Below are 26,693 nucleotides of genomic sequence, written 5' to 3'. Positions count from 1 at the left end.
GCCCGCTTCCACGCGCTGTTCGACGGAGTGGAACTGCACAACCTGTACGGCCCGACCGAGGCGTCCGTGGACGTCACGGCCTGGCACTGCGCTCCCGGCTGGGACGGATCGTCCGTCCCGATCGGCGCACCGATCGCCAACACCCGGGTCTTCGTCCTCGACGACAACCTCGCGCCGGTGCCGCCGGGTGTGACGGGTGAGTTGTACCTGGCCGGTGTCCAGCTCGCCCGGGGTTACGTCGGTCGCAGCGGGTTGACGAGCGAGCGTTTCGTGGCCTGCCCGTTCGGTTCCGGTGAGCGGATGTATCGCACCGGTGACCGGGCCCGGTGGACCCACGACGGTCAGGTGCTGTTCGCCGGCCGGGTGGACGATCAGGTCAAGATCCGGGGCTTCCGGATCGAACCCGCCGAGGTGCAGGCCGCGCTCGCCGCGCACCCCGACGTCGCGCAGGCCGCGGTCGTCGCCCGCGCCGACGAGACCTCGGGCACCCATCTGGTCGCCTACGTCGTCCCCGCCCGAGACGCCGCCACACCCCCGGCGGCCCTGCCCGACACCCTCCGGCGGTTCGCCGCCGCCCGTCTGCCCGAGTACATGGTCCCCGCCGCCGTCGTCGTCCTCGACGCGCTCCCGCTCACGAGCAACGGCAAACTCGACCGCAAAGCCCTCCCCGCACCCGACCACCACACCGAACCCGGCCGGGAGCCGCGCACCGTGCGCGAGGAGATCCTGTGCGGTGTGTTCGCGCAGGTGCTCGGGCGCGATGCCGTCGGGATCGACGACAACTTCTTCGAACTCGGCGGCCATTCGTTGCTCGCCACCCGGCTCGCGTCCCGGATTCGCAGCACGCTCGGCGTCGAACTGGAGATTCGCGAGCTTTTCCGGACGCCCACCGTCGCCGGGGTGGCGGCCGTGTTGGACGACGCGGACACGGCGCGGGCCGCGGTGACGGTGCGGGAGCGGCCGGAGCGGATCCCGCTGTCGTTCGCCCAGTACCGGCTCTGGTTCCTGGAGCAACTGGAGGGGCGCAGCGCGACGTACAACGCCCCGAACGTGCTTCGGCTGGTCGGCAGACCCGACGTCGACGCGCTGGCGGCGGCGTTCCGGGACGTGATCGCCCGGCACGAGGTGCTGCGGACGGTGCTCGCGGTCGCCGACGGTGAGCCGTACCAGCGGATCCTGCGCCCGGATGAGGTGGCGTGGGAGTTGTGCCGGGTGGAGGCGGCCGACGCGGACGAGTCGGCCGGCGCGGTGGCGCGGGCCAGTGGGTACGCCTTCGATCTGTCGGCGGAGCCTCCGCTGCGGGCGTCGTTGATCACGGTCGGGCCGGAGGAGCACGTCCTGGTCGTGGTGGTCCATCACATCGCCGCCGACGGCTGGTCGATGGCGCCGCTGGGACAGGACCTCTCGATCGCCTACGCGGCCCGGCGGGCGGGCCGGGAGCCGGACTGGGCGCCGCTGCCGGTGCAGTACGCGGACTACGCGCTGTGGCAACGCGAGTTGCTGGGCGGCGACCAGGACCCGGACAGCGTGTTGTCGCGTCAGGTGGCGTACTGGCGGGACGCGCTGGCCGATGCGCCGGAGGAACTCGCGCTGCCCGTGGAGCGCCCGCGCCCGGCGGTCGCCAGTCACCTCGGGCACACCGTGCCCCTGGAACTGTCGGCGGACCTGCACGCGCGGCTCGTGGAGGTGGCGCGGGCCGAGGGCGTGACGGTGTTCATGGTCCTCCAGGCCGCGCTGGCGGTGTTGTTGGCGAAGCTGGGCGCGGGTACGGACATCCCGATCGGGTCGGCGGTCGCGGGGCGCACCGACGAGAGCCTGGACCCGCTGATCGGGTGCTTCGTCAACACCCTGGTCATCCGTACCGACCTGTCCGCCGATCCCACCTTCACCACCGTCCTGGCCCGGGTGCGGGAGGCGGGGCTGGGGGCGCTGGGGCATCAGGACGTGCCGTTCGAACGGCTCGTGGAGGAGCTGGCGCCCGCTCGATCGTCGGCTCGCCATCCGCTCTTCCAGGTGGTTCTGACCATGCAGAACACCCTCGACGCGAGTGTCGCCCTGCCCGGTCTGGCGGTCGAGGTCCGGCCCGGGCCGCGGCCGGGGGTGAAGTTCGATCTCGACGTGATGATCGCCCAGGTGTTCGACGAGCTGGGTCGGCCGGCCGGACTGCGCGGCGGGTTGACCGCGGCGGCGGACCTGTTCGATCCGGATTCGGTGCGCGCGATGGGTGCGCGGTGGGTGCGGGTGCTGGAGACGGTGCTCGCCGATCCGGGCGTGCGGGTGGGCGCGGTGGACGTGCTCGACGAGGACGAGCGCGCCCGGGTGCTGGTGGAGTGGAACGATACGCGGGTCGACCCGCCGACGCCGTCGGTGCCCGAGTCGTTCGCCGCGCAGGCGGCGCGGACCCCGGACGCGATCGCGGTCGAGTGCGCCGGCGTCGAGATCTCGTACGCCGAACTGGCGGCGCGCGCAGCGCGGTTGGCCCGGGTGCTGCGCGGGCGCGGGGTCGGCCGCGGTTCGGTGGTGGCGCTGTGTCTGCCCCGAGGGTCGGACATGATCGCCGCGATCCTCGGCGTGTGGCGGGCGGGCGCGGCGTACCTGCCCATCGATCCGAGCCATCCCGCGGATCGGATCGCCTTCCTGCTCGCGGACGGTCGCGCGGTCATCCTGGTCGGGACCGAGGACCTGCTGGAGGACCTGCCGGCCGGTCGGCTGCCCACCGTCGCGATCGACGACCCGGACGGGGTCGACGACTCGGACCCGGTCGGCACCGACCCGGAGGGGGCGCACACGACCCCGATTGCGCGCCCGCATCCCGACGAACTGGCCTATGTGATCCACACGTCCGGGTCGACCGGACGGCCGAAGGGGGTCGCCGTCACGCACGGCGGGCTAGCGAACTACGTGGCCTCGGCGCCCGCGCGGGTGGGACTGGGCGCACCCGGGGCGCGCTACGCGTTGCTCCAGTCGCAGGTCACCGACCTGGGCAACACCGTGGTGTTCGGCAGCCTGGTCAGCGGTGGCCGACTGCACATCCTGGACGCCGACGCCGCGCTCGACCCGTCGGCCGTGGCCGAGTACCTGGTCCGGCACCGGATCGAGCACGTCAAGGTGGTGCCCTCGCACCTGGCCGCGCTGGCGAGCGTGCGCGGTACGGCCGCGGTGCTGCCGGCCGGGTCGCTGGTGCTCGGCGGCGAGGCGGCCTCGGCCGAGTGGGTGCGCGACCTGCTGCGCGCGGCCGGCGAGCGCCCGGTGTTCAACCACTACGGCCCCACCGAGACCACGATCGGGGTCACCACCACGCCGTTGACCCCGCATCTGCTCCGGCACGGCGCGGTCCCGATCGGCACGCCCATCGGCAACACCCGCGCCTATGTGCTCGACGAACGACTGGCCCCGGTACCGCCCGGGGTGACCGGTGAACTGTACGTCGCCGGAGCGGGTGTCGCGCGCGGCTATCTCCATCGCCCGGCCTTGACCGGTGAGCGGTTCGTGGCCTGCCCGTTCGTCGCCGGCGAGCGGATGTACCGCACCGGAGACCGGGTCAGGTGGAACTCGGACGGCAACCTGGTCTTCGCCGGTCGGGTCGACGACCAGATCAAGATCCGCGGCTTTCGGATCGAGCCCGACGAGATCCGGACCGCGCTGCTCACGCATCCTCGGGTGGCCCAGGCGGTCGTCGTCGGTCGGGACACCGCCGCCGGCGACCTCAGCCTCGTCGCCTACCTGGTCCCGGCCGACCCCGAGACCGGGGACGACGAGGAACTCGCGGAATCGGTCAAGAAGTTCGTCGCGCAACGGCTCCCCGAGCAGATGGTGCCGGCGGCGATCGTGACCCTGGACGCGCTGCCGCTGACCACCAACGGGAAGCTCGACCGCAAGGCCCTTCCCGCGCCGCAGCACGCGGGCAGCGTCGGCCGAGGACCGAGCACGGTGCGCGAGGAGATCCTGTGTGCCGCGTTCGCCGAGGCGCTCGGCCTGGACACGGTGGGCGTGGACGACAACTTCTTCGAGTCCGGCGGGCACTCGCTGCTGGCGGTCACGCTGGTGGAACGGCTGCGGGTGCAGGGCGTCTCGGTCGAGATCCGGGCCCTGTTCGAGACACCGACCCCGGCCGGCCTGGCCGCACTCGCCGGCCCCGAACCGGTGCCGGTCCCGGCGAACCCGATCCCGGCCGACTGCACCGAACTCACCCCGGACCTGCTGCCGCTGGTGGACCTGTCGGACGCCGACCTCGCGCGCATCGTCGCGACCGTCGAGGGCGGCGCCGCGAACATCGCCGACATCTACCCGTTGGCGCCGTTGCAGGAAGGCATCCTCTTCCACCACCTGATCGCGGGCGAACACGAACGCGACGTCTACGTCACGCCGTTCGTGCTGGAGTTCGACACCCGCGAGCGGCTGGACGGCTTCCTGAGCGCCCTCGGCCGGGTGATCGACCGGCACGACATCTACCGCACCGCGATCGTGTGGGAGGGCGTGGCCGACCCGGTGCAGGTGGTGCACCGTCGGGCGCCGCTGACCGTACAGGAGTTCGGCCCGGGCGAGTGCGGCGGTGCCGAGGATCCGGTCGCCGCGCTGCTTGTCGCGGGCGCGACGAGCATGGACGTCACCCGCGCTCCGCTGATCGACGCGCATGTCACACCGGCCGCCGACGGCACCCGTTGGCTGGCCATGCTGCGCGTGCACCACATGGTTCAGGACCACACCGGGATGGAGGTGCTGCTCCAGGAGGTGCAGGCGTTCCGCACCGGACGCGGCGCCGAACTCGCCCCGCCGCTGCCGTTCCGCGACTTCGTGGTCCAGGCCAGGGAAAGCCTGCGCCGGGGCGGCCACGAGCGATACTTCGCCGACCTGCTCGGCGACGTCACCGAACCCACCCACCCCTACGGCCTGGTGGACGTGCGCGGCGACGGCACCGCCGTACGACGGGCCGGCCTCCCGGTCCGCGCGGACGTCGGCCGGCGTATCCGCGACGTGGCCCGAGGACTGGGAGTCAGCCCCGCGACCCTGCTGCACGTGGCCTGGGCCCGGGCGCTGGCCGCGTTGTCCGGACGCGACGACGTGGTCTTCGGCACCGTGCTGTTCGGGCGGATGAACGCGGGTGCCGGGGCCGACCGGGCACTGGGCCTGTTCATGAACACCCTGCCGGTCCGGGTCCGGCTGGGCGACGTCGGGGTGCGGGCGGCGGTCCTGGCGATGCGTGCCCAACTCGCCGCGCTGCTCGAACACGAGCACGCGCCGTTGGCGGTGGCGCAGCAGGCGGCGGGGCTGGACGGCGACGTCCCGCTGTTCAGCGCCCTGTTCAACTACCGGCACAGCGGCTCCCGACGGAAGGGTGGCGCGGATGGCGCGGATGGCCCGGACTCCGACGAAGAGTCGGGCTTTGCCGGCATCCGCTCGCTGGCCACGCACGACCGCAGCAACTTCCCGCTGGCCGTGTCCGTGGACGACCTGGCCGACGATGGCTTCGCGTTGAGCGTGGACGCGATGGCGCCGGCCGACCCGGAGGCCGTCGCGCGCCTGCTGCACACGACGATCGAGAACCTGGTCGCGGCGTTGGAAACGGCTGCGGAGTCCGCTGCGGAGTTTGCCCCGGGGTCCGCCCCGAACCCCGTTCCCGAGGATGCGTACGGCCCGGACACCCCGCTGCGGGCCGTGTCGGTCCTGGACGACGAAGCGTGGTCGCGCCTGGTGGCGGACTGGGCCGAAACGGCCGCCGACGTGGGCTCGGCCGCGACGCTGCCGGAGCTGTTCCGGTCCCATGTGCGAAGCACCCCGGATGCCGTGGCGGTCCGGGCCGACGGTGTCGAACTGTCCTACGCACGCCTCGACGAGCGTGCGAACCGGCTCGCCCGGCATCTGATCGACCTGGGTGTGGGTCCCGAGTCGGTGGTCGCCGTCGTGCAGGAGCGCGGCGTGGACCTGGTCGTGGCCCTGCTCGCGGTGCTCGAAGCAGGCGCCGCGTATCTGCCGATCGACCCGCGCTACCCGCAGGAGCGGATCGCCTACCTGCTCGCCGACAGCCGAGCCGTCGTGCTGCTGGGCACCGAGGCGATCCTGGACGATCTGCCGCCCGTGCGCGGCGTGCTGAGCATCGCCTCGGACGACCCGCACGTCGCGGCCGCCATCGCGGCCCGTCCCGGCGAAGCGCCGACGGTTTCCACGCCCGCCACCGGGTTGGCGTACGTGATCTACACCTCGGGCTCCACCGGTCGGCCCAAGGGCGTGGCCCTCTCGCACGCCGGCGTGGCCAGTCTGGTCACCACCCAGATCGAGCGGCTGGGCGTGGACCGGGACAGCCGGGTGCTCCAGTTCGCGTCCGCCGGCTTCGACGCGGCGTCGTGGGAGCTGATGATGGCGCTGGGCAGCGGCGCCTGCCTCGTGGTGGCGCCGGCGGCGGAACTGCTGCCCGGCGAGGGCCTGGCCGAGGTGATCGCCCGGCACGCGGTCACCCACGCCACGCTGCCGCCCGCCGTGTTGCGGGTCCTGGACGCCGACGACCTGCCGTCGGTGCGGACACTGGTGTCCGCGGGCGAGGCGCTCGGCACCGACCTGGCCGGGCGCTGGGCCGTCGGACGGCGGCTGATCAACGCGTACGGGCCGACCGAGACCACGGTCTGCGCCACCATGTCCACGCCCCTGGAGCCGGGCGGCGAACCCGACATCGGCGGGCCGATCCGCAACGCGCACGCCTACGTCCTGGACGATCGCCTCGGCCCCGTGCCGGCCGAGGTGGTCGGCGAACTCTACGTGGCCGGCGCGGGCCTGGCCCGGGGCTACCTCGGGCGGCCGGCGCTCACCGGTGAGCGGTTCGTGGCCTGCCCGTTCGCTCCGGGCGAGCGCATGTACCGGACCGGGGACCGGGTGCGGTGGACCGCGGACGGGCGGCTGGTGTTCGCCGGTCGCGCCGACGACCAGGTCAAGATCCGGGGCTTCCGGATCGAGCCCGGCGAGGTCGAGGCCGCGCTCGTCGCCCACCCGTTGGTCGCCCAGGCGGCCGTGCTCGCCCGCGCGGACGCGGTCCCCGGCGGCGGGCCCGAGGATCGGCTCCTGGTCGGCTACGTGGTCGGCACCGAGGATGGCGCGTCCGCCGGCGAGGCGCGCCTGGCCGAGGAACTGCGACGTTTCGTGGCCACCCGGCTGCCGGACTACATGGTGCCGTCGGCGATCGTCGTGCTCGACGCGCTGCCGATGACTCCGAACGGGAAACTCGACCGCAAGGCGCTGCCCGCCCCGCACTACACCCCGGGCAGCGACCGAGGTCCGACAGGACTCCGCGAGGAACTTCTGTGCGGTGTCTTCGCGCAGGTGCTCGGGCTGGACGAGGTCGGCGTCGACGACGGCTTCTTCGACCTGGGCGGCCACTCGCTGCTGGCCACCCGACTGGTGTCGCGGGTGCGGGCGGTGCTGGGCGTCGAGGTGGATATTCGCACGCTGTTCGAGGCGCCGACGGTGGCCGGACTCGCGGCGGCGCTGGCCGACGCCGGCGCGGCGCGGACGGCGTTGGCGGTTCGGGAGCGCCCGGAGCGGGTGCCGTTGTCGTTCGCGCAGCGGCGGTTGTGGTTCCTGGGGCAGTTGGATGGCCGCAGCGCCACGTACAACGCGTCGACGGTGGTGCGGCTGTCGGGGCAGGTGGACGTGCTCGCGTTGTCGGCGGCGTTGCGGGATGTGGTGGGTCGGCACGAGGTGTTGCGGACGGTGTTCGCGGTGGCGGACGGGGAGCCGTACCAGCGGGTGTTGGACCTGGACGAGTGGGCCTGGGAGTTGGCGGTCGAGGAGGTCGCGCCCGGTGAGGTGCCCGGTGCGGTGGCGCGGGCCGTGGGCCACGCATTCGACCTGGCGACGGAAGTCCCGCTGCACGCACGGCTGTTGTCGACCGGAGTCGAAGAACACGTGTTGGTGCTCGTGGTGCATCACATCGCGAGTGACGGCTGGTCGATGGGCCCGTTGGGCCGGGACGTCTCGACGGCCTACGCGGCCCGGTGCGCGGGGCAGGCACCGGAGTGGACACGACTGCCCGTGCAGTACGCGGATTACGCGTTGTGGCAGCGGGAGTTGTTGGGTGACGAGGGTGATTCGGCGAGTGTGTTGTCGGGTCAGGTGGCGTATTGGCGGGAAGTTTTGGCGGGTGCGCCGGAGGAGTTGGAGCTTCCGGTGGATCGGCCGCGTCCGGTGGTCGCTTCGCATCGTGGGCATCGGGTCGGGCTCGAGGTGTCCGCGGATGTGCACGCGCGGTTGCGGGAGGTGGCGCGGGCCGAGGGTGTGACGGTGTTCATGGTGTTGCAGGCCGGGCTCGCGGTGGTGTTGTCGAAGCTGGGCGCCGGTACGGACATCCCGATCGGCGCGGCGGTGGCCGGCCGCACCGACGAGAGCCTCGACGACCTGGTCGGCCTGTTCGTGAACACCCTGGTGCTGCGCACGGACCTGTCCGGGGACCCGACGTTCCGCGAGGTACTGGGCCGGGTCCGGGAGACCGGACTCGGCGCCTTCGAACATCAGGATGTGCCGTTCGAGCGGCTGGTGGAGGAGCTGGCGCCGGCGCGCTCGTTGGCGCGGCATCCGCTGTTCCAGGTGATGACGACCCTCCAGAACACGGGACGAGCGGCCCTGGAACTGCCCGGCGTGCGGGTCGGCGCCCCGACCGAGGAGATCGCGGCCGAACTCTCGGGAGTGGCGAAGTTCGACCTGGACGTGTCGCTGGCGGAACTCTTCGACGACGAAGGGCGACCGGCGGGGCTACGCGGTGCGTTGGTGGGCGCGGCCGACCTGTTCGACCGGGACTCGGTGGAGGGCCTGGCAGGCCGCTGGGTTCGCGCGTTGGCGGATCTGGCAGCCGATCCGGGGCTGCGGTTGAGCGCGGTGGACGTGCTCGACGCGGCAGAGCGGTCACGCGTGGTGCTCGACTGGAACGACACGGCGGTCGCGTCGTCGACCACGACGGTGGCGGAGTCGATCGCCGTGCAGGCCGTACGCACACCGGACGCCCCGGCCGTGGTGTGCGACGGAGCCGCAATCTCGTACGCGGAACTGGCGTTCTACGCAGGCCGATTGGCCGGGTACCTGTGCCGGTCGGGTGCGGGCACGGAATCGTTGGTGGGGCTGTGCCTGCCGCGTGGCGTGGATATGGTCGCGGCGATTCTGGGCGTGTGGTGGGCCGGTGCGGCGTATGTGCCGATCGATCCGGAGTATCCGCGGGAGCGAGCGGAGTTCATGCTCGCGGACAGCGGTATCGGCACGCTGATCGGGACCCGGGAGACCCTCGCGGACCTGCCGACGGCGGGCCTGTCGGTGATCGCGCTGGACGATCCCACGACCTCGGTCACCCTCGCGACGACCGCCCCCGTCGAACCCGTGGCCGACCAGGTACCGTCCGGGGCCGCCTACGTGATCTACACCTCCGGCTCGACCGGGACCCCGAAAGCCGTGGTGGCCACGCGGGCCGGGCTGGCGAACCTGGTTTCGGTGTTCGCGCCGATGATGGGAGTCGCACCCGGCGTCGGAGTCCTGCAGTACGCGTCGTTCAGCTTCGACGCGTCGGTGCTGGACGTCGCCGTGACCTTGTCCCACGGCGGAACGCTGGTGGTGGCGAACACCGACGAACGCAGCCAACCGGAGTTGCTGCGCCGACTCGTCGACGACAACGCGGTCCGCGCCGCCAGCCTCGTTCCCTCCCTGCTGGGCGTTCTGGAACCCAAGGACCTGGCCGGCGTCGGCACGCTGCTGGTGGGCGCCGAGCCGATCAGCGAACACCTGGCCCGGACCTGGTCGGCGGATCGGCGACTGATCAACACCTACGGGCCCACCGAGGCGACCGTGATGATCACCGCCACCCACCTCGACCCGCCGCTGCGCAGCCCCATCCCGTTCGGCGCGCCGATCGCGAACACGCGCACCTATGTGCTCGACGACTTCCTTCGCCCGGTGCCCCCGGGCGTGAGCGGTGACCTGTACATCGCCGGCGCGGGCCTGGCCCGGGGCTATCTCGGTCGTGCGACGCTGACCGGTGAGCGGTTCGTGGCCTGCCCGTTCGGCTCCGGTGAGCGCATGTATCGCACGGGCGACCGGGCACGGTGGACGGCGTCCGGTGAGTTGGTGTTCGCCGGCCGCGCGGACGACCAGGTCAAGATCCGCGGGTTCCGGATCGAGCCCGGCGAGGTCCAGACCGTACTGGAGACCCACCCCGACGTCGCCCAGGCCGCCGTCGTCGTCCGCGAGGACGCCGACACGGCAGGCCGGACCGGTGACAAACGACTGGTCGGCTACGTCGTCGCGGCGGAAGGCGGCACCGCCGAGTTCGCGCGCCTGCCCGAGGAGCTCCGACGGTTTGCGGCACAGTGGTTGCCCGACTACATGGTGCCCTCGGCCGTCGTCGTGCTGGACGAGCTGCCGCTGACACCCAACGGCAAGCTCGATCGCGGGGCGCTGCCCGTTCCCGACTACCACACGGACGCCGGTCGGGGCCCGGCCGGTCTGCGTGAAGAGTTGTTGTGTGGGGCGTTCGCCCACGTGTTGGGTCTGGATCGGGTGGGCGTCGACGACAACTTCTTCGAGTTGGGCGGACATTCGCTGCTGGCGACGCGGCTGGTGTCGCGGGTGCGCGCGGTGCTGGGCGTGGAACTGGAGATCCGGGCTCTGTTCGAGACGCCCACGGTGGCCGGACTGGCGGCCGGACTGGAGGACGGCCGGGTACGGCGGGCCCGGGCCTCGGTCGGGGAGCGCGTGCGTCCGGAGCGGGTGCCGTTGTCGTTCGCGCAGCGCCGGTTGTGGTTCCTGGGGCAGTTGGAGGGTGGCGGCGCGACATACAACCTGCCGGTGGTGGTGGGCTTGTCCGGTCGTGTGGACGTGCCCGCGTTGTCGGCGGCGTTGCGGGATGTGGTGGGTCGGCACGAGGTGTTGCGGACGGTGTTCGCGGTGGCGGACGGGGAGCCGTACCAGCGGGTGTTGGACCTGGACGAGTGGACCTGGGAGTTGGCGGTCGAGGAGGTCGCGCCCGGCGAGGTGCCCGGTGCGGTGGCGCGGGCCGTGGGCCACGAGTTCGACCTCGCGACGGACATACCGATCAAGGCGTGGCTGCTCTCGACCGGGCCGGACGAGCATGTCTTCGTGGTGGTGGTGCATCACATCGCGGGGGACGGCTGGTCGATGGGCCCGTTGGGCCGGGACATCTCCACCGCGTACGCGGCCCGGTGTGCGGATCGGGCACCGGGGTGGACCGCGTTGCCGGTGCAGTACGTGGATTACGCGTTGTGGCAGCGGGAGTTGTTGGGTGACGAGGGTGATTCGGCGAGTGTGTTGTCGGGTCAGGTGACGTATTGGCGGGAGGTTTTGGCGGGTGCGCCGGAGGAGTTGAAGCTTCCGGTGGATCGGCCGCGTCCGGTGGTCGCTTCGCATCGTGGGCATCGGGTCGGGCTCGAGGTGTCCGCGGATGTGCATGCGCGGTTGCGGGAGGTGGCGCGGGCCGAGGGTGTGACGGTGTTCATGGTGTTGCAGGCCGGGCTCGCGGTGGTGTTGTCGAAGCTGGGCGCCGGTACGGACATCCCGATCGGCGCGGCGGTGGCCGGCCGCACCGACGAGAGCCTCGACGACCTGGTCGGCTTCTTCGTGAACACCCTGGTGACGCGAACGGATCTATCGGGAGACCCGTCGTTCCGGGACGTGTTGGGCCGGGTCCGCGACAGCGGGCTCGGCGCGTTCGGACATCAGGACGTGCCGTTCGAGCGGCTGGTGGAGGAACTGGCGCCGGCCCGATCGCTGGCCCGACACCCGTTGTTCCAGGTGATGTTGACCGTGCAGAACACCGGGCGGGCGGGCTTGGAGTTGCCCGGCATCGAGGTCGGCACACCGGGCGCCGCGGCGGCGGCGAGGGTATTCGCCGCGCAGGTCGCCAAGTTCGACCTGGACGTCTCACTCACCGAGCTCTTCGACGACGAGGGTCGTCCGGCGGGACTTCGTGGTGGCCTGGTGGGTGCGGCGGATCTGTTCGACCGGGAATCGGTCGAGGGCTTCGGTGGTCGCTGGATTCGAGTGCTCACGGAATTGGTTGCGGATCCGGGTCTGTCGCTGAGCGCGGTGGACGTGCTCGACGGCGGCGAGCGGTCGCGGGTGTTGGTGGAGTGGAACGACACGACGACTGACGTGCCCGGGCCGCTGATGCCGGAGTTGTTCGCCGTACAGGCCGTGCGGACGCCGGATGCGCCGGCCGTGCTGTGTGACGGTGTTGCGCTTACTTACGCAGAGTTGGCGGCCCGGGCCGGTCGGCTGGCCGGATACCTGCGCGGTTCGGGTGTCGGGGCGGAGTCCTTGGTGGGGCTGTGCCTGCCGCGCGGAGTGGACATGGTCGCGGCGATTCTGGGTGTGTGGCGGGCGGGCGCGGCGTATGTGCCGATCGATCCGGACTATCCGCGGGAGCGAGCGGAGTTCGTGCTCGCGGACAGCGGAATCGGCACGCTGATCGGGATCCGGGAGACGCTCGCGGACCTGCCGACGGCGGGCCTGTCGGTGATCGCGCTCGACGATCCCGCGGCCTCGGACATCCTCGCGACGACCACTCCCCAGGTCGCCCCGGTGAGTGTGTCGCCGACCGGACTGGCGTACGTGATCTACACGTCGGGCTCCACCGGCACGCCGAAGGCCGTGGCGGCCACCCACGCCGGACTGCGCAACCTCGTCTCGGTGTTCGCGCCGATGATGGGTGTGGCAACCGGCGTCGGGGTCCTGCAGTTCGCGTCCTTCGGCTTCGACGCGTCGGTGCTGGATGTCGCGGTGACGCTGTCGCACGGCGGAACGCTGGTGGTGGCGAACCCTGACGAACGCAGCCAACCGGAGTTGTTGCGGCGACTGGTGGACGAGAACGGAGTACGGGCCGCCAGCCTCGTGCCGTCCCTGCTGGCCGTCCTGGAGCCGGACGACCTCGCCGGGGTGGCGACACTGCTGATCGGCGCGGAGGCCGTCGGCGAACACCTGGCGCGGACATGGGCGTCGGGCCGACGACTGATCAACACGTATGGGCCCACCGAGGCCACGGTCATGGTCACCTCGACCCATCTCGACCTCCCGCTACGGGTGCCGATTCCCTTCGGCGCGCCGATCGCCAACACCCGCATGTACGTCCTGGACGAAGCCCTGCGCCCGGTGGCACCGGGCGTGACGGGTGAGCTCCACGTGGCGGGTGCGGGCCTGGCTCGGGGCTATCTCGGTCGTCCCGCGTTGACGGGCGAACGGTTCGTGGCCTGCCCGTTCGGCTTCGGTGAGCGGATGTATCGCACGGGAGACCGGGCGTGGTGGACGACCGAGGGGGAGTTGGTCTTCGCCGGTCGTGCGGACGACCAGGTGAAAATCCGTGGCTTCCGGATCGAGCCAGGCGAGATCCGGACCGTGCTGGAGACCCACCCCGACGTCGCCCAGGCGGCCGTCGTCGCCCGCGAGGAGAGCATGGGCCGTACGGACGCCTCTTCCGCTACCCGACCCGGTGAGACGCGCCTGGTTGCCTATGTCGTGGCCCGCGATGGGGAGGCGGGCGAGCAACTGGTCGAGGCGCTGCGTGGTTTCGTCGTCGGACGGTTGCCGGAATACATGGTGCCGTCGGCGATCGTCGTGCTGGACGCCATTCCGCTGACCGCCAACGGGAAGCTGGACCGCGACGCGCTCCCCGCCCCCGAATACGGGCCGGGCGGGACGCATGGCAGGGGCCCCGCGACCGTGCGCGAGGAGGTGTTGTGCGCGGTCTTCGCCGAGGTGTTGGGCGTGCCGTCGGTGGGGGTGGACGACAACTTCTTCACGCTGGGCGGGCATTCGCTGCTGGCCATCACGCTGGTGGAGCGGTTGCGGGCGCGGGGCGTCTCGGTGTCGGTTCGGGCCCTGTTCCGGTCGCCGACCGTGGCCGGGCTCGCGGAGATCGCCGGGCCGGTGCCGGTGATGGTCCCGGCGAACCGCATCCCGGCCGACGCCACGGCTCTGACGCCGGACATGTTGCCGCTGGTGGATCTGTCGGAAGCCGAGGTCGAGGGGCTGGTCGGGTCGATCGAGGGTGGTGCCGCGAACATCGCCGACGTGTACCCGCTGGCGCCGCTCCAGGAGGGCATTCTCTTCCACCACCTGATGGCCGGCGAGCACGAACGTGACGTCTACGTTGCGCCGTTCGTGTTGGAGTTCGATACCCGGGAGCGGCTCGACGGTTTCCTGTGGGCGCTCCAGCAGGTGATCGACCGGCACGACATCTACCGGACCGCGATCGTGTGGGAAGGCGTGCCCGAGCCGGTCCAGGTGGTCCAGCGACGGGCCCCGCTGCCGGTGCGGGAGGTGCGCCTCGGACCCGAAAGCCGCGACTCGGTGGCGGAGTTGGCCGCCTCCGGCGGATTGAGCATGGACATCGGTCGCGCGCCGCTCATCGACACGCACATCACCGCCGCGCCCGGCGGCCCTCGATGGCTCGCGCTTATCCGGGTGCATCACATGCTTCAGGACCACGTCGGCATGGAGGTCCTGCTCCAGGAGGTCCGGACGTTCCTGGCGGGCGACGGGCACGAGCTGCCCACCCCGCGCCCGTTCCGGGATTTCGTGGTGCAGGCGCGGGAGAGTCTGCGGAACGGTGGTCACGAGGAGTTCTTCGCGGAGTTGTTGGGTGATGTGACCGAGACGACGGCTCCGTTCGGGTTGTTGGATGTGCGTGGTGACGGGACCGGTGTGCGGCGGGCCGAGTTGCCGGTGGCGGATGTGGTGGCCGTGCGGATTCGGGAGGTGGCGCGGGGGCTGGGTGTGAGTCCCGCGACGTTGCTGCATGTGGCCTGGGCGCGGGTGTTGTCGGTGTTGGCGGGGCGGGACGATGTCGTGTTCGGGACGGTGTTGTTCGGTCGGATGAACGCGGGTGCCGGTGCCGATCGTGCGCTGGGTCTGTTCATGAACACGTTGCCGGTGCGGGCGCGTACCGAGGGCGTGGGCGCCTTGGCGGCAGTTGCCGCGATGCGGGACCAACTCGCCGCGTTGCTCGAACACGAGCACGCACCGCTCTCGCTCGCTCAGCAGGCGAGCGGGATCACCGGCGACGCACCGCTGTTCACCGCCTTCTTCAACTACCGCTACAGCGGCGAACAGGGAACCGCCACGGATGTCGATGGTCGCCACGGAAGCGGCGAGATGGAGGGCATCCGCACGGTCTACATGCTGGACCTCACGAACTTCCCGCTGGCCGTGTCGGTGGACGACCTGGGCACCGACGGCTTCGTGATGACCGTGGACGCCGTCGCTCCCGCCGATCCGCACGTGGTCACCCGGATGTTGCACACGACGATCGAGAACCTGACCGCTGTTCTGGCGGACGGTGTCGAGGGCGAGGCCGCAGCCGACGTTGCGTTGGGCTCCGTGGCGGTGTTGGACGATGCCGAGCGGTCGCGGGTGTTGGTGGAGTGGAACGACACCGCCGTGGATGTAGCGGGTGTGTCGGTGCCGGAGTTGATCGCGGCGCGGGTGGCGGAGTCGCCGGACGCCGTGGCGGTGCTGTGCGACGGGGTCGAGACCTCGTACGCCGCGTTGGACGCGCGTGCGGGCGGCCTGGCGCGGTTGTTGCGCCGGTACGGGGTCGGCGCCGGCTCGGTGGTGGGTCTGTGTCTGCCGCGTGGTGTCGATGCGGTGGTGGCGATCCTGGCGGTGTGGCGGGTCGGTGCCGCGTATCTGCCGATCGACCCGGAGTACCCGTCGGATCGCATCGCGTTCATGCTCACGGACAGCCGTGCCGTGACGTTGATCAGTACCGAGGACCTGTTGGAGGAGTTGCCGGCCGGCCGCTTGCCCACGATCGCGATCGACACGCTCGGCGCGCCTCCGGAGGCGGCGGCCGAGACGGAGTCGGGTGTCGCGGTGCACTCGGAGGAGTTGGCGTATGTGATCTATACGTCGGGTTCGACGGGTCGGCCGAAGGGTGTGGCGGTCACGCACGGCGGGTTGGCGAACTATGTGGCGTGGGCTGTCGAGGCGTACGGGGTGGGGGCGTCGGGTGGTGCGCCGTTGCACTCGTCGTTGGCGTTCGACCTGACGGTGACGAGTGTGTTGTTGCCGCTGGTGTCGGGGTCGCCGGTGACGGTGAGTCCCGAGGGTGGTGCCGATGGCCTTGCGGGGTTGTTGCGTTCCGGGGCCGGGTTCGACCTGGTGAAGGTGGTGCCCGCGCACCTGCCGTTGCTGGGCGAGTTGTTGACGGAGGAGGAGGCTGCCGGTTCCGCGCGGTGTGTGGTGGTCGGTGGTGAGGCGTTGTTCGGGGCGGATGTGGCGGGGTGGTTGGTGCGGTCGCCGGGTTCGGTGGTGGTGAACGAGTACGGGCCGACCGAGACGGTGGTGGGTTGTTGTGTCTTCGAGGTTCGTGCGGGTGACGAGGTGTCGTCGGGTCCGGTGCCGATCGGTCGGGCGATCGCGAATACGCGGTTGTTCGTGCTGGGTGGGGATCTTGCTCCGGTTCCGGTGGGTGTGATCGGCGAGCTGTATATCGCGGGTGCCGGGCTGGCCCGGGGTTACGTTTCGCGGCCGGGGTTGACGGCGGATCGGTTCGTGGCGTGCCCCTTCGCGGTCGGGGAGCGGATGTACCGCACCGGGGACCGGGTTCGGTGGACTGCCGAGGGTCGGTTGGTGTTCGTCGGTCGGGCCGACGATCAGGTGAAGGTGCGCGGCTTCCGGATCGAACCGGCCGAGATCGAGGAGGTGTTGGCGGCCCACCCGGGCGTGGCTCGGGTCGCGGTGGTCGCCCGGACGGAATCCTCGGGTGACACCCGTCTGCTGGCGTATGTCGTGCCGGCCGACGCCGATGGCGGATTCGGCGATGGTGGGAGCGATGACCTGCCGGTCGCGTTGCGCGAGTTCGCCGCGCGTCGCCTGCCGGAGTACATGCTGCCCGGCGCGATCGTGGTGCTGGCCGCGCTTCCGCTGACCGCCAACGGCAAACTCGATCGGGCCGCCCTGCCCAGTCCCGATCGCTTGGATGGTGCGGAGTCCGGCGGGTTCGCGCCGTCGCCCCAGGAGGAGATCCTGTGCGGGATGTTCGCCCAGGTGCTCGGCCTGGAATCGGTCGGAGCGCACGAGAACTTCTTCGAGCTGGGCGGCCACTCCCTGCTCGCGACGCGGCTCGTATCGCGCGTACGGGCGGTGCTGGGCGTCGAGTTGGACATTCGCTCCCTCTTCGAGTCACCGACGGCAGCCGGGCTGGCCGGAGAACTGACCCGGTCCGGTGCGGCGCGCACGGCGTTGGCGGTTCGGGAGCGTCCGGAGCGGGTGCCGTTGTCGTTCGCGCAGCGCCGGTTGTGGTTCCTGGGGCAGTTGGAGGGCCGTAGCGCCAAGTACAACGCTTCGACGGTCGTTCGGCTGTCGGGACCGGTGGACAATGCGGCTCTCTCCGCCGCGTTGCGGGATGTGATAGGTCGGCACGAGGTGCTGCGGACGGTATTCGCCGTCGCGGACGGTGAGCCGTACCAGAGGGTGTTGAGTCTCGACCACGTCGAGTGGGAGCCGGTAGCCGAGTCCGTGGCGCCGGCGGAGATGCCGGGTGCGATCGCGCGGGCGACAGGCCATGTGTTCGACCTCGCGGCCGAGGTACCGATCAAGGCGTGGCTGTTCTCGTCCGGGCCGCGGGAGCACGTGTTCGTGCTCGTGGTGCATCACATCGCGGGTGACGGTTGGTCGATGGGTCCGTTGGGTCGTGACGTCTCCACGGCGTATGCGGCCCGGTGTGCGGGACACGCACCCGAGTGGGCTCCGTTGCCGGTGCAGTACGCCGACTACACGCTCTGGCAGCGCGAGATCCTGGGTGAGGAGGACGACCCCGAAAGCGTGTTGTCGGCCCAGGTGGCCTACTGGCGTTCGGCTCTGGCCGGAGCGCCGGAGGAGCTGGAACTGCCGATCGACCGACCCCGTCCGCCGGTCGCCGGTCACCGTGGGCACAGCGCTCGGCTCGAGATCCCAGGCGATCTCCACGGCGACATCGTGGAGTTGGCCCGGTCCGAGGGTGTGACGGTGTTCATGGTGTTGCAGGCCGGGTTGGCGGTGTTGTTGTCGCGGTTGGGTGCCGGTACGGATGTGCCGATCGGTGCGGCGGTGGCGGGTCGTACGGACGAGGGTCTGGACGATCTGGTCGGGTTCTTCGTGAACACGTTGGTGATGCGGACGGACCTGTCGGGGGATCCGACGTTCCGGGAGGTGCTGGGTCGGGTTCGGGAGACGGGCCTGGCGGCGTTCGGGAATCAGGATGTGCCGTTCGAGCGGTTGGTGGAGGAGTTGGCGCCGGCGCGGTCGTTGGCGCGGCATCCGCTGTTCCAGGTGATGTTGACCCTGCAGAACGCCGGCCGGGCGGCGCTCGAACTGCCCGACATCGAGGTGGGTGCGGCGTCGGCCGCCGACGCTGCGGATCTCTCGCCGGCCGCGAGGGTGGACATCGAGGTGACCGTCGGCGAAGTCGTCGACGATCAGGGCCGCCCAGCCGGGCTCCGCGGCCTGGTGACCGTCGCCGCCGACCTGTTCGATCCGGATTTCGTCCTGCAGATGGCCGAGCGGTTGGCACGGGTACTGCGGGCGGTGACCGCCGAACCGGCGTCGCGTCTGGGCGCGGTGGACGTGCTTGACGGGGCCGAACGGTCTCGGGTGTTGGTGGGGTGGAACGACACCGCTGTGGATCGGGATTCGGTTTCGGTTGTGGGGTTGTTCGAGGCTCGGGTGGTGGCGTCGCCGGGTGCGGTGGCGGTGGTGTTCGAGGGTGTGGAGGTGTCGTTCGCGGAGTTGGATGTGCGGGCGAATCGTTTGGCGCGGTGTCTGGTGGGGTTGGGGGTGGGTCCGGAGTCGGTTGTCGCGGTGGTGTTGGAGCGCGGGATCGACCTGGTCGTGTCGTTGTTGGCGGTGTTGAAGGCGGGCGGCGCCTATTTGCCGATCGATCCGCAGTACCCGACCGAGCGCGTCGAACTCCTCCTGCGGGACGCGGGCCCGGCGCTGGTCGTCACGGATGGGACGTCGGCGTCGTCGGTGTCGACCACCTCTGGACCGGCGCCGGTGCTGATCGTCGATGACGCCGAGGTTGTGGCGCGGGTGGCCGGGTTCGACGGTGGCAAGTTGAGTGATTTCGAGCGTGGTGGTGCGCTGACCGGCGGCAACGCGGCGTATGTGATCTATACGTCGGGTTCGACGGGGGTGCCCAAGGGTGTCGTGGTGCCGCATGCGGGTGTGGTGAATCGCCTGGTGTGGATGTGGGATCGGTATGGGTTGGGTGTCGGTGATCGGGTGATGCACAAGACGCCGTTCGTGTTCGACGTGTCGGTGTGGGAGTTGTTCGCGACGCTGTTGTCGGGTGCGGCGATGGTGGTGGCCCGGCCGGGTGGTCATCGGGATCCGGCGTACGTCGCCGCGTTGGTGCGTGAGCAGCGGGTGGGGGTGATGCATTTCGTGCCCTCGATGCTGGACGCGTTCCTGGAGGAGCCGACCGCTGCCGCCTGTGCCGAAGATCTGCGTCTGGTGGTGTGCAGTGGGGAGGCCCTGTCGGTGGAGACCCAGGCCCGCTTCCACGCGCTGTTCGAGAGTGTGGAGTTGCACAACCTGTACGGCCCGACCGAGGCGTCCGTGGACGTCACGGCCTGGCACTGCACCCCCGGCTGGGACGGATCGTCCGTCCCGATCGGCGCACCGATCGCCAACACCCGGGTCTTCGTCCTCGACGACAACCTCGCGCCGGTGCCGCCGGGTGTGACGGGTGAGTTGTACCTGGCCGGTGTCCAGCTCGCCCGGGGTTACGTCGGTCGCAGCGGGTTGACGAGCGAGCGTTTCGTGGCCTGCCCGTTCGGTTCCGGCGAGCGGATGTATCGCACCGGTGACCGGGCCCGGTGGACCCACGACGGTCAGGTGCTGTTCGCCGGCCGGGTCGACGATCAGGTCAAGATCCGGGGCTTCCGGATCGAACCCGCCGAGGTGCAGGCCGCGCTCGCCGCGCACCCCGACGTCGCGCAGGCCGCGGTCGTCGCCCGCGCCGACGAGACCTCGGGCACCCATCTGGTCGCCTACGTCGTCCCCGCCCGAGACGCCGCCACACCCCCGGCGGCCCTGCCCGACACCCTCCGGCGGTTCGCCGCCGCCCGTCTGCCCGAGTACATGGTCCCCGCCGCCGTCGTCGCCCTCGACGCACTCCCGCTCACGAGCAACGGCAAACTCGACCGCAAAGCCCTCCCCGCACCCGACCACCACACCGAACCCGGCCGGGAGCCGGTCGGTCTGCGTGAAGAGTTGTTGTGTGGGGCGTTCGCCCAGGTGTTGGGTCGGGATCGGGTGGGGGTCGACGACAGTTTCTTCGAGTTGGGCGGACACTCGCTGCTGGCGACGCGGCTGGCGTCGCGTGTCCGGGGCGTGCTGGGCGTCGAGTTGGACCTGCGGACGTTGTTCGAGACGCCGACCGTCGCAGGGTTGGCGGTCGCGCTGGACCACGCCGACGCGGCGCGGCCCGCGCTGACGGTCAGGGAGCGTCCGGAGCGGGTGCCGTTGTCGTTCGCGCAGCGCCGGTTGTGGTTCCTGGGGCAGTTGGAGGGTGGCGGCGCGACGTACAACCTGCCGGTGGTGGTGGGCTTGTCCGGTCGTGTGGACGTGGCCGCGTTGTCGGCTGCGTTGCGGGATGTGGTGGGTCGGCACGAAGTGTTGCGGACGGTGGTTGCGGTCGCCGACGGTGAGCCGTACCAACGAATCCTGAGTCTCGACGAACTCGCGTGGGAGCCGGCGGTCGGTCGGGTGTCCGCGGCCGAGCTGCCCGGTGCGGTGGCACGCGCTGTTAGCCACGAGTTCGACCTGGCGACGGAGGTGCCGATCAAGGCGTGGTTGCTATCGTCCGGGCCCGAGCAGCACGCGTTGGTGCTCGTGGTGCATCACATCGCGGGTGACGGTTGGTCGATGGGCCCGTTGGGCCGGGACATCTCCACCGCCTATGCGGCCCGGTGCGCCGGCGATGCGCCCGAGTGGACGCCGCTTCCGGCGCAGTACGCCGACTATGCGCTGTGGCAGAGGGAGTTGCTCGGCGACGCGGACGACCCCGACAGCGTGCTGTCGCGCCAGGTCGCGTACTGGCGGGAGGCGCTTGCCGGAGGTCCGGAGGAGCTGGAGTTGCCCTTCGATCGCCCCCGGCCCCTCGTCGCGAGCGACCGTGGTCACAGCGTCCCGCTCGTGGTCCCCGCCGAGATTCACGCCGAGCTGGTGCGGGTCGCGCGGTCCGAGGGTGTGACGGTGTTCATGGTGTTGCAGGCCGGGTTGGCGGTGTTGTTGTCGCGGTTGGGTGCCGGTACGGATGTGCCGATCGGTGCGGCGGTGGCGGGTCGTACGGACGAGGGTCTGGACGATCTGGTCGGGTTCTTCGTGAACACGTTGGTGATGCGGACGGACCTGTCGGGGGATCCGACGTTCCGGGAGGTGCTGGGTCGGGTTCGGGAGACCGGGCTGGGTGCGTTCGGGAATCAGGATGTGCCGTTCGAGCGGTTGGTGGAGGAGTTGGCGCCGGCGCGGTCGTTGGCGCGGCATCCGCTGTTCCAGGTGATGTTGACGCTGCAGAACACCGGCCGGGCGGCGCTGGATTTGCCGGGGCTTGGGGTCGGTACGTCGGGCGCCGCAGCGGGCGTGTCCGTCGCACAACCGGCGAGATTCGACCTGGATCTGGCGCTGACCGAAGTCTTCGACGAGCAGGACCGTCCCGCCGGGCTTCGCGGCGTGGTCGTGGCGTCGGCCGATCTGTTCGACCCGGATACGGTCGAAACCATCGCCGCCCGCTGGGTACGGGTGCTGGGAACGCTGGTCGCAAATCCGGGTGTTCGACTCGACGCCGTGGACGTGCTGGACGACGACGAGCGCTCGCGGGTGTTGGTCACCTGGAACGACACGGCGGTGGAGGTGCCGGCGGTGCCGGTCGCGGAGCTGTTCGCGGCTCGGGTGGCGGAGGCGCCGGCAGCGATTGCGGTGGTGTCCGGGGATTCGGAGCTTTCGTACGGCGAGTTGGGTGGTCGAGTTCACCGTTTGGCGCGGCGGCTGATCGGGCTCGGGGTCGGCCCCGAGGCGGTGGTCGCGGTGGTGTTGGGTCGCGACTCGGGCTTGATGACAGCGTTGTTGGGTGTCTCGGCTGCCGGTGCTGCGTATCTGGCCATCGATCCGACGCAGCCGGTCGAGCGGATCGCCTACATGCTCGATGACGCGGCGCCGGTCCTGGTGGTCACGGACAGCGTGAACGCGTCGCACATCCCGGCCGCGTGGTGCGGAGAAAGGGGTGCGGTCCTGGTTCTCGACGAGCCTGCGGTGGTCACCGCGCTGGAGAGCCTGCCGTCGTCCCCCGTCGGTGACGCCGACCGTTTGGTGCCGCTGTCGGGTTCGCACCCGGCCTATGTGGTCTACACGTCGGGTTCGACCGGGCAACCCAAGGGGGTGGTCGTCTCGCAGGCCGGATTCGCGAACACCGTGGCTGCGGGACGGGGCCGGTTCCGACCCGAAGAGAACTCCCGGATCGCGCAGTTCACCTCGATCGGTTTCGATGTGTTCTGTTTGGAATGGGCGTTGGCGCTGGTGTCGGGGGCGGCTTTGGTGGTTGTTCCCGACGAGCGGCGATTGGGCGACGAGTTGGCCCGGTTCCTCGTCGAGCAGGCGATCACGCATGTGTCCTTGCCCCCCGCCGTGTTGGCCGGGGTGCCGGTCGGGGCGATCCCGCCGCACGTGGTCCTGGAGGTGGGTGGCGAGGCGTGCCCACCGGAATTGATGGACCGTTGGGCACCTGGGCGGGTCATGTTCAACACTTACGGGCCCACCGAGACGACGGTGGACGCCACCGTCTGGCACTGCCGGTCGGAGGTCGACGAGATCCCGATCGGGAGCCCGATCGCCAACACCCGTGCCTACGTCCTGGACGACTTCCTGCGTCCGGTCGCGCCCGGGGTGATCGGCGAGCTTCATGTGGCCGGCACGGGCCTGGCCCGGGGCTACCTGGGCAGGGCCGCGCTCACCGGTGAACGGTTCGTGGCCTGCCCGTTCGGTTCGGGTGAGCGGATGTATCGCACAGGCGACCGCGCGCGGTGGACGGCCGCGGGAGAGTTGATGTTCGCCGGTCGGACCGACGATCAGGTGAAGATCCGGGGGTTCCGGATCGAGCCCGGCGAGATCGAGGCCACGCTGACCGCTCACCCCGAAGTGCACTGGGCGGCCGTGGTCACCCGGGCGCAGTCCCCGGGCGACATTCGACTGGTGGCGTATGTCGTCCCGGTCGATGCAGGTGGCTCCGGGAGCACACAACTGCCTTTGGAGCTTCGCCGGTTTGCGGCGCAGCGGCTGCCGGGGCATATGCTCCCCGCCGCGATCGTGATGCTCGACGGCATCCCGCTCACCGCCAACGGCAAACTCGACCGGGCCGCTCTGCCCGCTCCCCGCTACGGAGATGCCGACGGCCGAAAGCCGGAGACCGCCCGGGAAGAGGCGCTCTGCGGCGTGTTCGCCGAAGTCCTCGGCCTGGATGCCGTGGGAGTCGACGACAACTTCTTCCACCTGGGCGGGCATTCCCTGCTCGCCATGCAATTGCTCACCCGGATCCGGGAAGTGCTCGGCATCGAGCTGCGGATCAGGGACGTGTTCGAAGCACCCACCGTGGCCGAACTCGCCGGGCACGCGGGAGAGCAGAAGTCAGCCAGGCCGGCGCTGCGGCCGATGCGCGGAACTGAGGAGCACTGATGATTCCCTTGTCGTTCGCGCAGCGGCGGCTGTGGTTCCTCGGCCAGATGGATGGCCCGAGCCCGACCTACAACAGCCCGGTGGTACTGCGTCTGTCGGGGGACCTGGACCGGGACGCGTTGGGGGCGGCACTCCGCGACGTCATCGGCCGGCACGAGGTGCTGCGCACGGTATACGCCGTGGTCGACGGTGAACCGCACCAGGAGATCCTCGACGCCGACACCCTGGAATGGGAGCTCGCCTACACGGAGCTCGACGCCGAGCGGCTGTCCCGGGCGGTGGCGACGGCCACCGAGCACGCGTTCGATCTCGCGCGGGAGATACCGATCCGAGCCTGGCTCTTCCGGTGCGACGGAGAGCATGTGCTCGTGCTGGTGATGCACCACATCGCCGGAGATGGTTGGTCGATGCGGCCGTTGGGACGGGACATCTCCGCCGCCTACGCGGCACGCTGCGCGGGTCATCCGCCGAAGTGGGACCCGCTGCCGGTCCAGTACGCCGACTACGCGCTCTGGCAGCGGGAGTTGCTCGGCAGCGACGACGATCCGAGCAGTGTCCTGCACGCCCAACTGGCGTACTGGCGCTCCGCGCTCGCCGGCATCCCGACCGAGCTGGAACTGCCGGCCGACCGCAGTCGCCCGGCGCTGGCCGGACACCGCGGACACGTGGCGTCGGTGGAGATCCCGGCCGAGTTGCACCGCGAACTGGTGGAGTTGGCCAAGGCCGAGCGGGTGACCGTGTTCATGGTCCTCCAGGCCGGCCTGGCCGTGCTGTTGTCCCGACTCGGGGCGGGTACGGACATCCCGATCGGGGCCGCGGTGGCCGGGCGTTCCGATTCCGCGATGCGGGACATGGTCGGCTTCTTCGTGAACACCTTGGTGATGCGCACCGATCTGTCCGGAGACCCCACCTTCCGTGAGGTGTTGGCCCGGGTGCTTACCTCCGGACTCGGCGCCTTCGACAACCAGGACGTGCCGTTCGAGCGGCTGGTGGAGGAGCTTGCCCCGGCACGGTCATTGGCTCGTCATCCGTTGTTCCAGGTGATGCTGACGCTGCAGAACACCGCGCGCGCGGCGTTGGACCTGTCCGGTGTGCGGGCGGGCACCCCGCTCGACGGCATCGCGGCCCAGTTGTCGGCCGCCGCCGCGGCGAAGTTCGACCTCGACGTGGCCGCTGAGGAACGCTTCGACGCCCAGGGCGGGCCGGCGGGGATCCGCGGCTCGATCACCGGTTCGGCGGACCTGTTCGATCAGGGTTCGGTAGACGCGTTGGCCGAACGCTGGCTGCGGGTGCTGCGGGCACTGGTCACCGACCCGGGCGCGCGGCTCGCAACGGTGGACGTGCTCGGACACGAAGAGCGCACGCGGGTGTTGGTCACGTGGAACGACACCGCGGTGGACTCGCCGCGCCCGTCGGTGCCGGAGTCGTTCGCGGCTCGGGTGGTGGACTCGCCGGACGCGGTCGCGGTGATGTGCGGCGGGACGGGCGTCTCGTACGCGGAGTTGGATGCCCGCGCGGGGCAGTTGGCGCGAGTGCTGCGCGAGCGTGGGGTGGGTGCCGGGTCGGTCGTGGGTCTGTGCCTACCGCGTGGTGTCGACGCGGTGGTGGCGATCCTGGGCGTATGGCGGGCCGGAGCGGCGTATCTGCCGATCGACCCGGAGTACCCCTCGGACCGGGTCGCGTTCATGGTGGCGGACAGTCGCGCCGCGATGTTGATCAGCACCGAGGATCTGTTGGAGGAGTTGCCGGCAGGCCGGTTGCCCACGATCGCGGTCGATGACCTGGCCTCGCGTCCCGAGGACGCGGCCACCGAGCCGTGGGCCTCCGTGCGACCTGCGGAGTTGGCGTATGTGATCTATACGTCGGGTTCGACGGGTCGGCCGAAGGGTGTGGCGGTTACGCACGGCGGGCTGGCGAACTATGTCGCGTGGGCCGGCGAGGCGTATGACGTGGGGGCCTCGGGTGGTGCGCCGTTGCACTCGTCGTTGGCGTTCGACCTGACGGTGACGAGTGTGTTGTTGCCGCTGGTGTCCGGATCGCCGGTGGTGGTCAGCCCCGAGGGCGGCGCCGATGGGCTGGCCGGGCTGGTGCGTTCGAGGTCGGGATTCGACCTGGTGAAGGTCGTCCCCGCGCATCTGCCCTTGCTGGGCGAGTTGTTGACGGACGACGAGGCGGCCGGCGCCGCGCGCTGCGTGGTGGTCGGCGGTGAGGCGCTGTTCGGAGCCGACGTGTCCGCGTGGTTGGCGCGGTCGCCGGGCTCGGTGGTCGTGAACGAGTACGGGCCGACCGAGACCGTGGTCGGCTGCTGCGTCTTCGAGGTCCGCGCGGGCGATGACGTACCGTCCGGGCCGGTGCCGATCGGCCGCCCGATCGCGAACACGCGCCTGTACGTGCTGGGCGAGGACTTGACCCCGGTCCCGGTGGGCACGATCGGCGAGCTGTACGTGGCGGGCGCCGGATTGGCCCGGGGGTACATCTCCCGACCCGGGCTGACGGCGGAGCGGTTCGTGGCCTGCCCGTTCTCGGGCGATGGCGAGCGGATGTATCGCACGGGCGACCGAGTGCGCTGGACCCTTGACGGCCGGTTGGTGTTCGTCGGTCGGGTCGACGATCAGGTGAAGGTCCGCGGCTACCGGATCGAACCGGCGGAGATCGAGGAGGTCTTGGCGGCACATCCGGGGGTGGGCCGGGTCGCCGTGATCGCTCGCGCGGAAGCCTCGGGCGATATCCGCCTGTTGGCCTACGTCGTGCCCGACGACGCCGACGCAGTCGACGAGGACCTGCCGGGCACGCTGCGGGAGTTCGCCGCGCGGCGCCTGCCGGAGTACATGTTGCCGAGCGCGATCGTGGTGCTTGACGCGCTTCCGCTGACCGCCAACGGCAAGCTGGATCGGGCAGCCCTGCCCGACCCCGAGCGGCCGGAGGCCGTGGCAATCGGCGGGATCGCGCCGTCGCCGCAGGAGGAGATCCTGTGCGGGATGTTCGCCCAGGTGCTCGGGCTC

2 protein-coding genes (1 of these 2 only partly in view) are annotated in these 26,693 nt (G+C 70.9%); both read left to right on the top strand.

The genetic code is table 11. The annotated features are described in order from the left end of the window. Positions 1–15: 15 nt before the first annotated feature. Complete coding sequence (locus ACIBSV_RS44860) at positions 16–23,691, top strand: non-ribosomal peptide synthase/polyketide synthase (protein ID WP_395873287.1); 23,676 nt, start codon at positions 16–18, stop codon at positions 23,689–23,691. After that, a protein-coding gene (locus tag ACIBSV_RS44855) for a non-ribosomal peptide synthase/polyketide synthase (protein WP_395873285.1) crosses the window boundary here: on the top strand, positions 23,691–26,693 show its 5' end (the start). Its footprint extends 20,538 nt past the window's final position; the window shows 3,003 of its 23,541 coding nt (coding positions 1–3,003); its start codon is at positions 23,691–23,693; the stop codon falls past the right edge of the window. The genes ACIBSV_RS44860 and ACIBSV_RS44855 overlap by 1 nt, the downstream gene beginning before the upstream one ends.

Origin of the sequence: Embleya sp. NPDC050154 (genome assembly GCF_044460165.1) — a bacterium.
In the GTDB taxonomy this organism is placed as follows: domain Bacteria; phylum Actinomycetota; class Actinomycetes; order Streptomycetales; family Streptomycetaceae; genus Embleya.
Note: the sequence above shows the minus strand (reverse complement) of the source record. Positions and strands in the feature narration are given on the sequence as shown.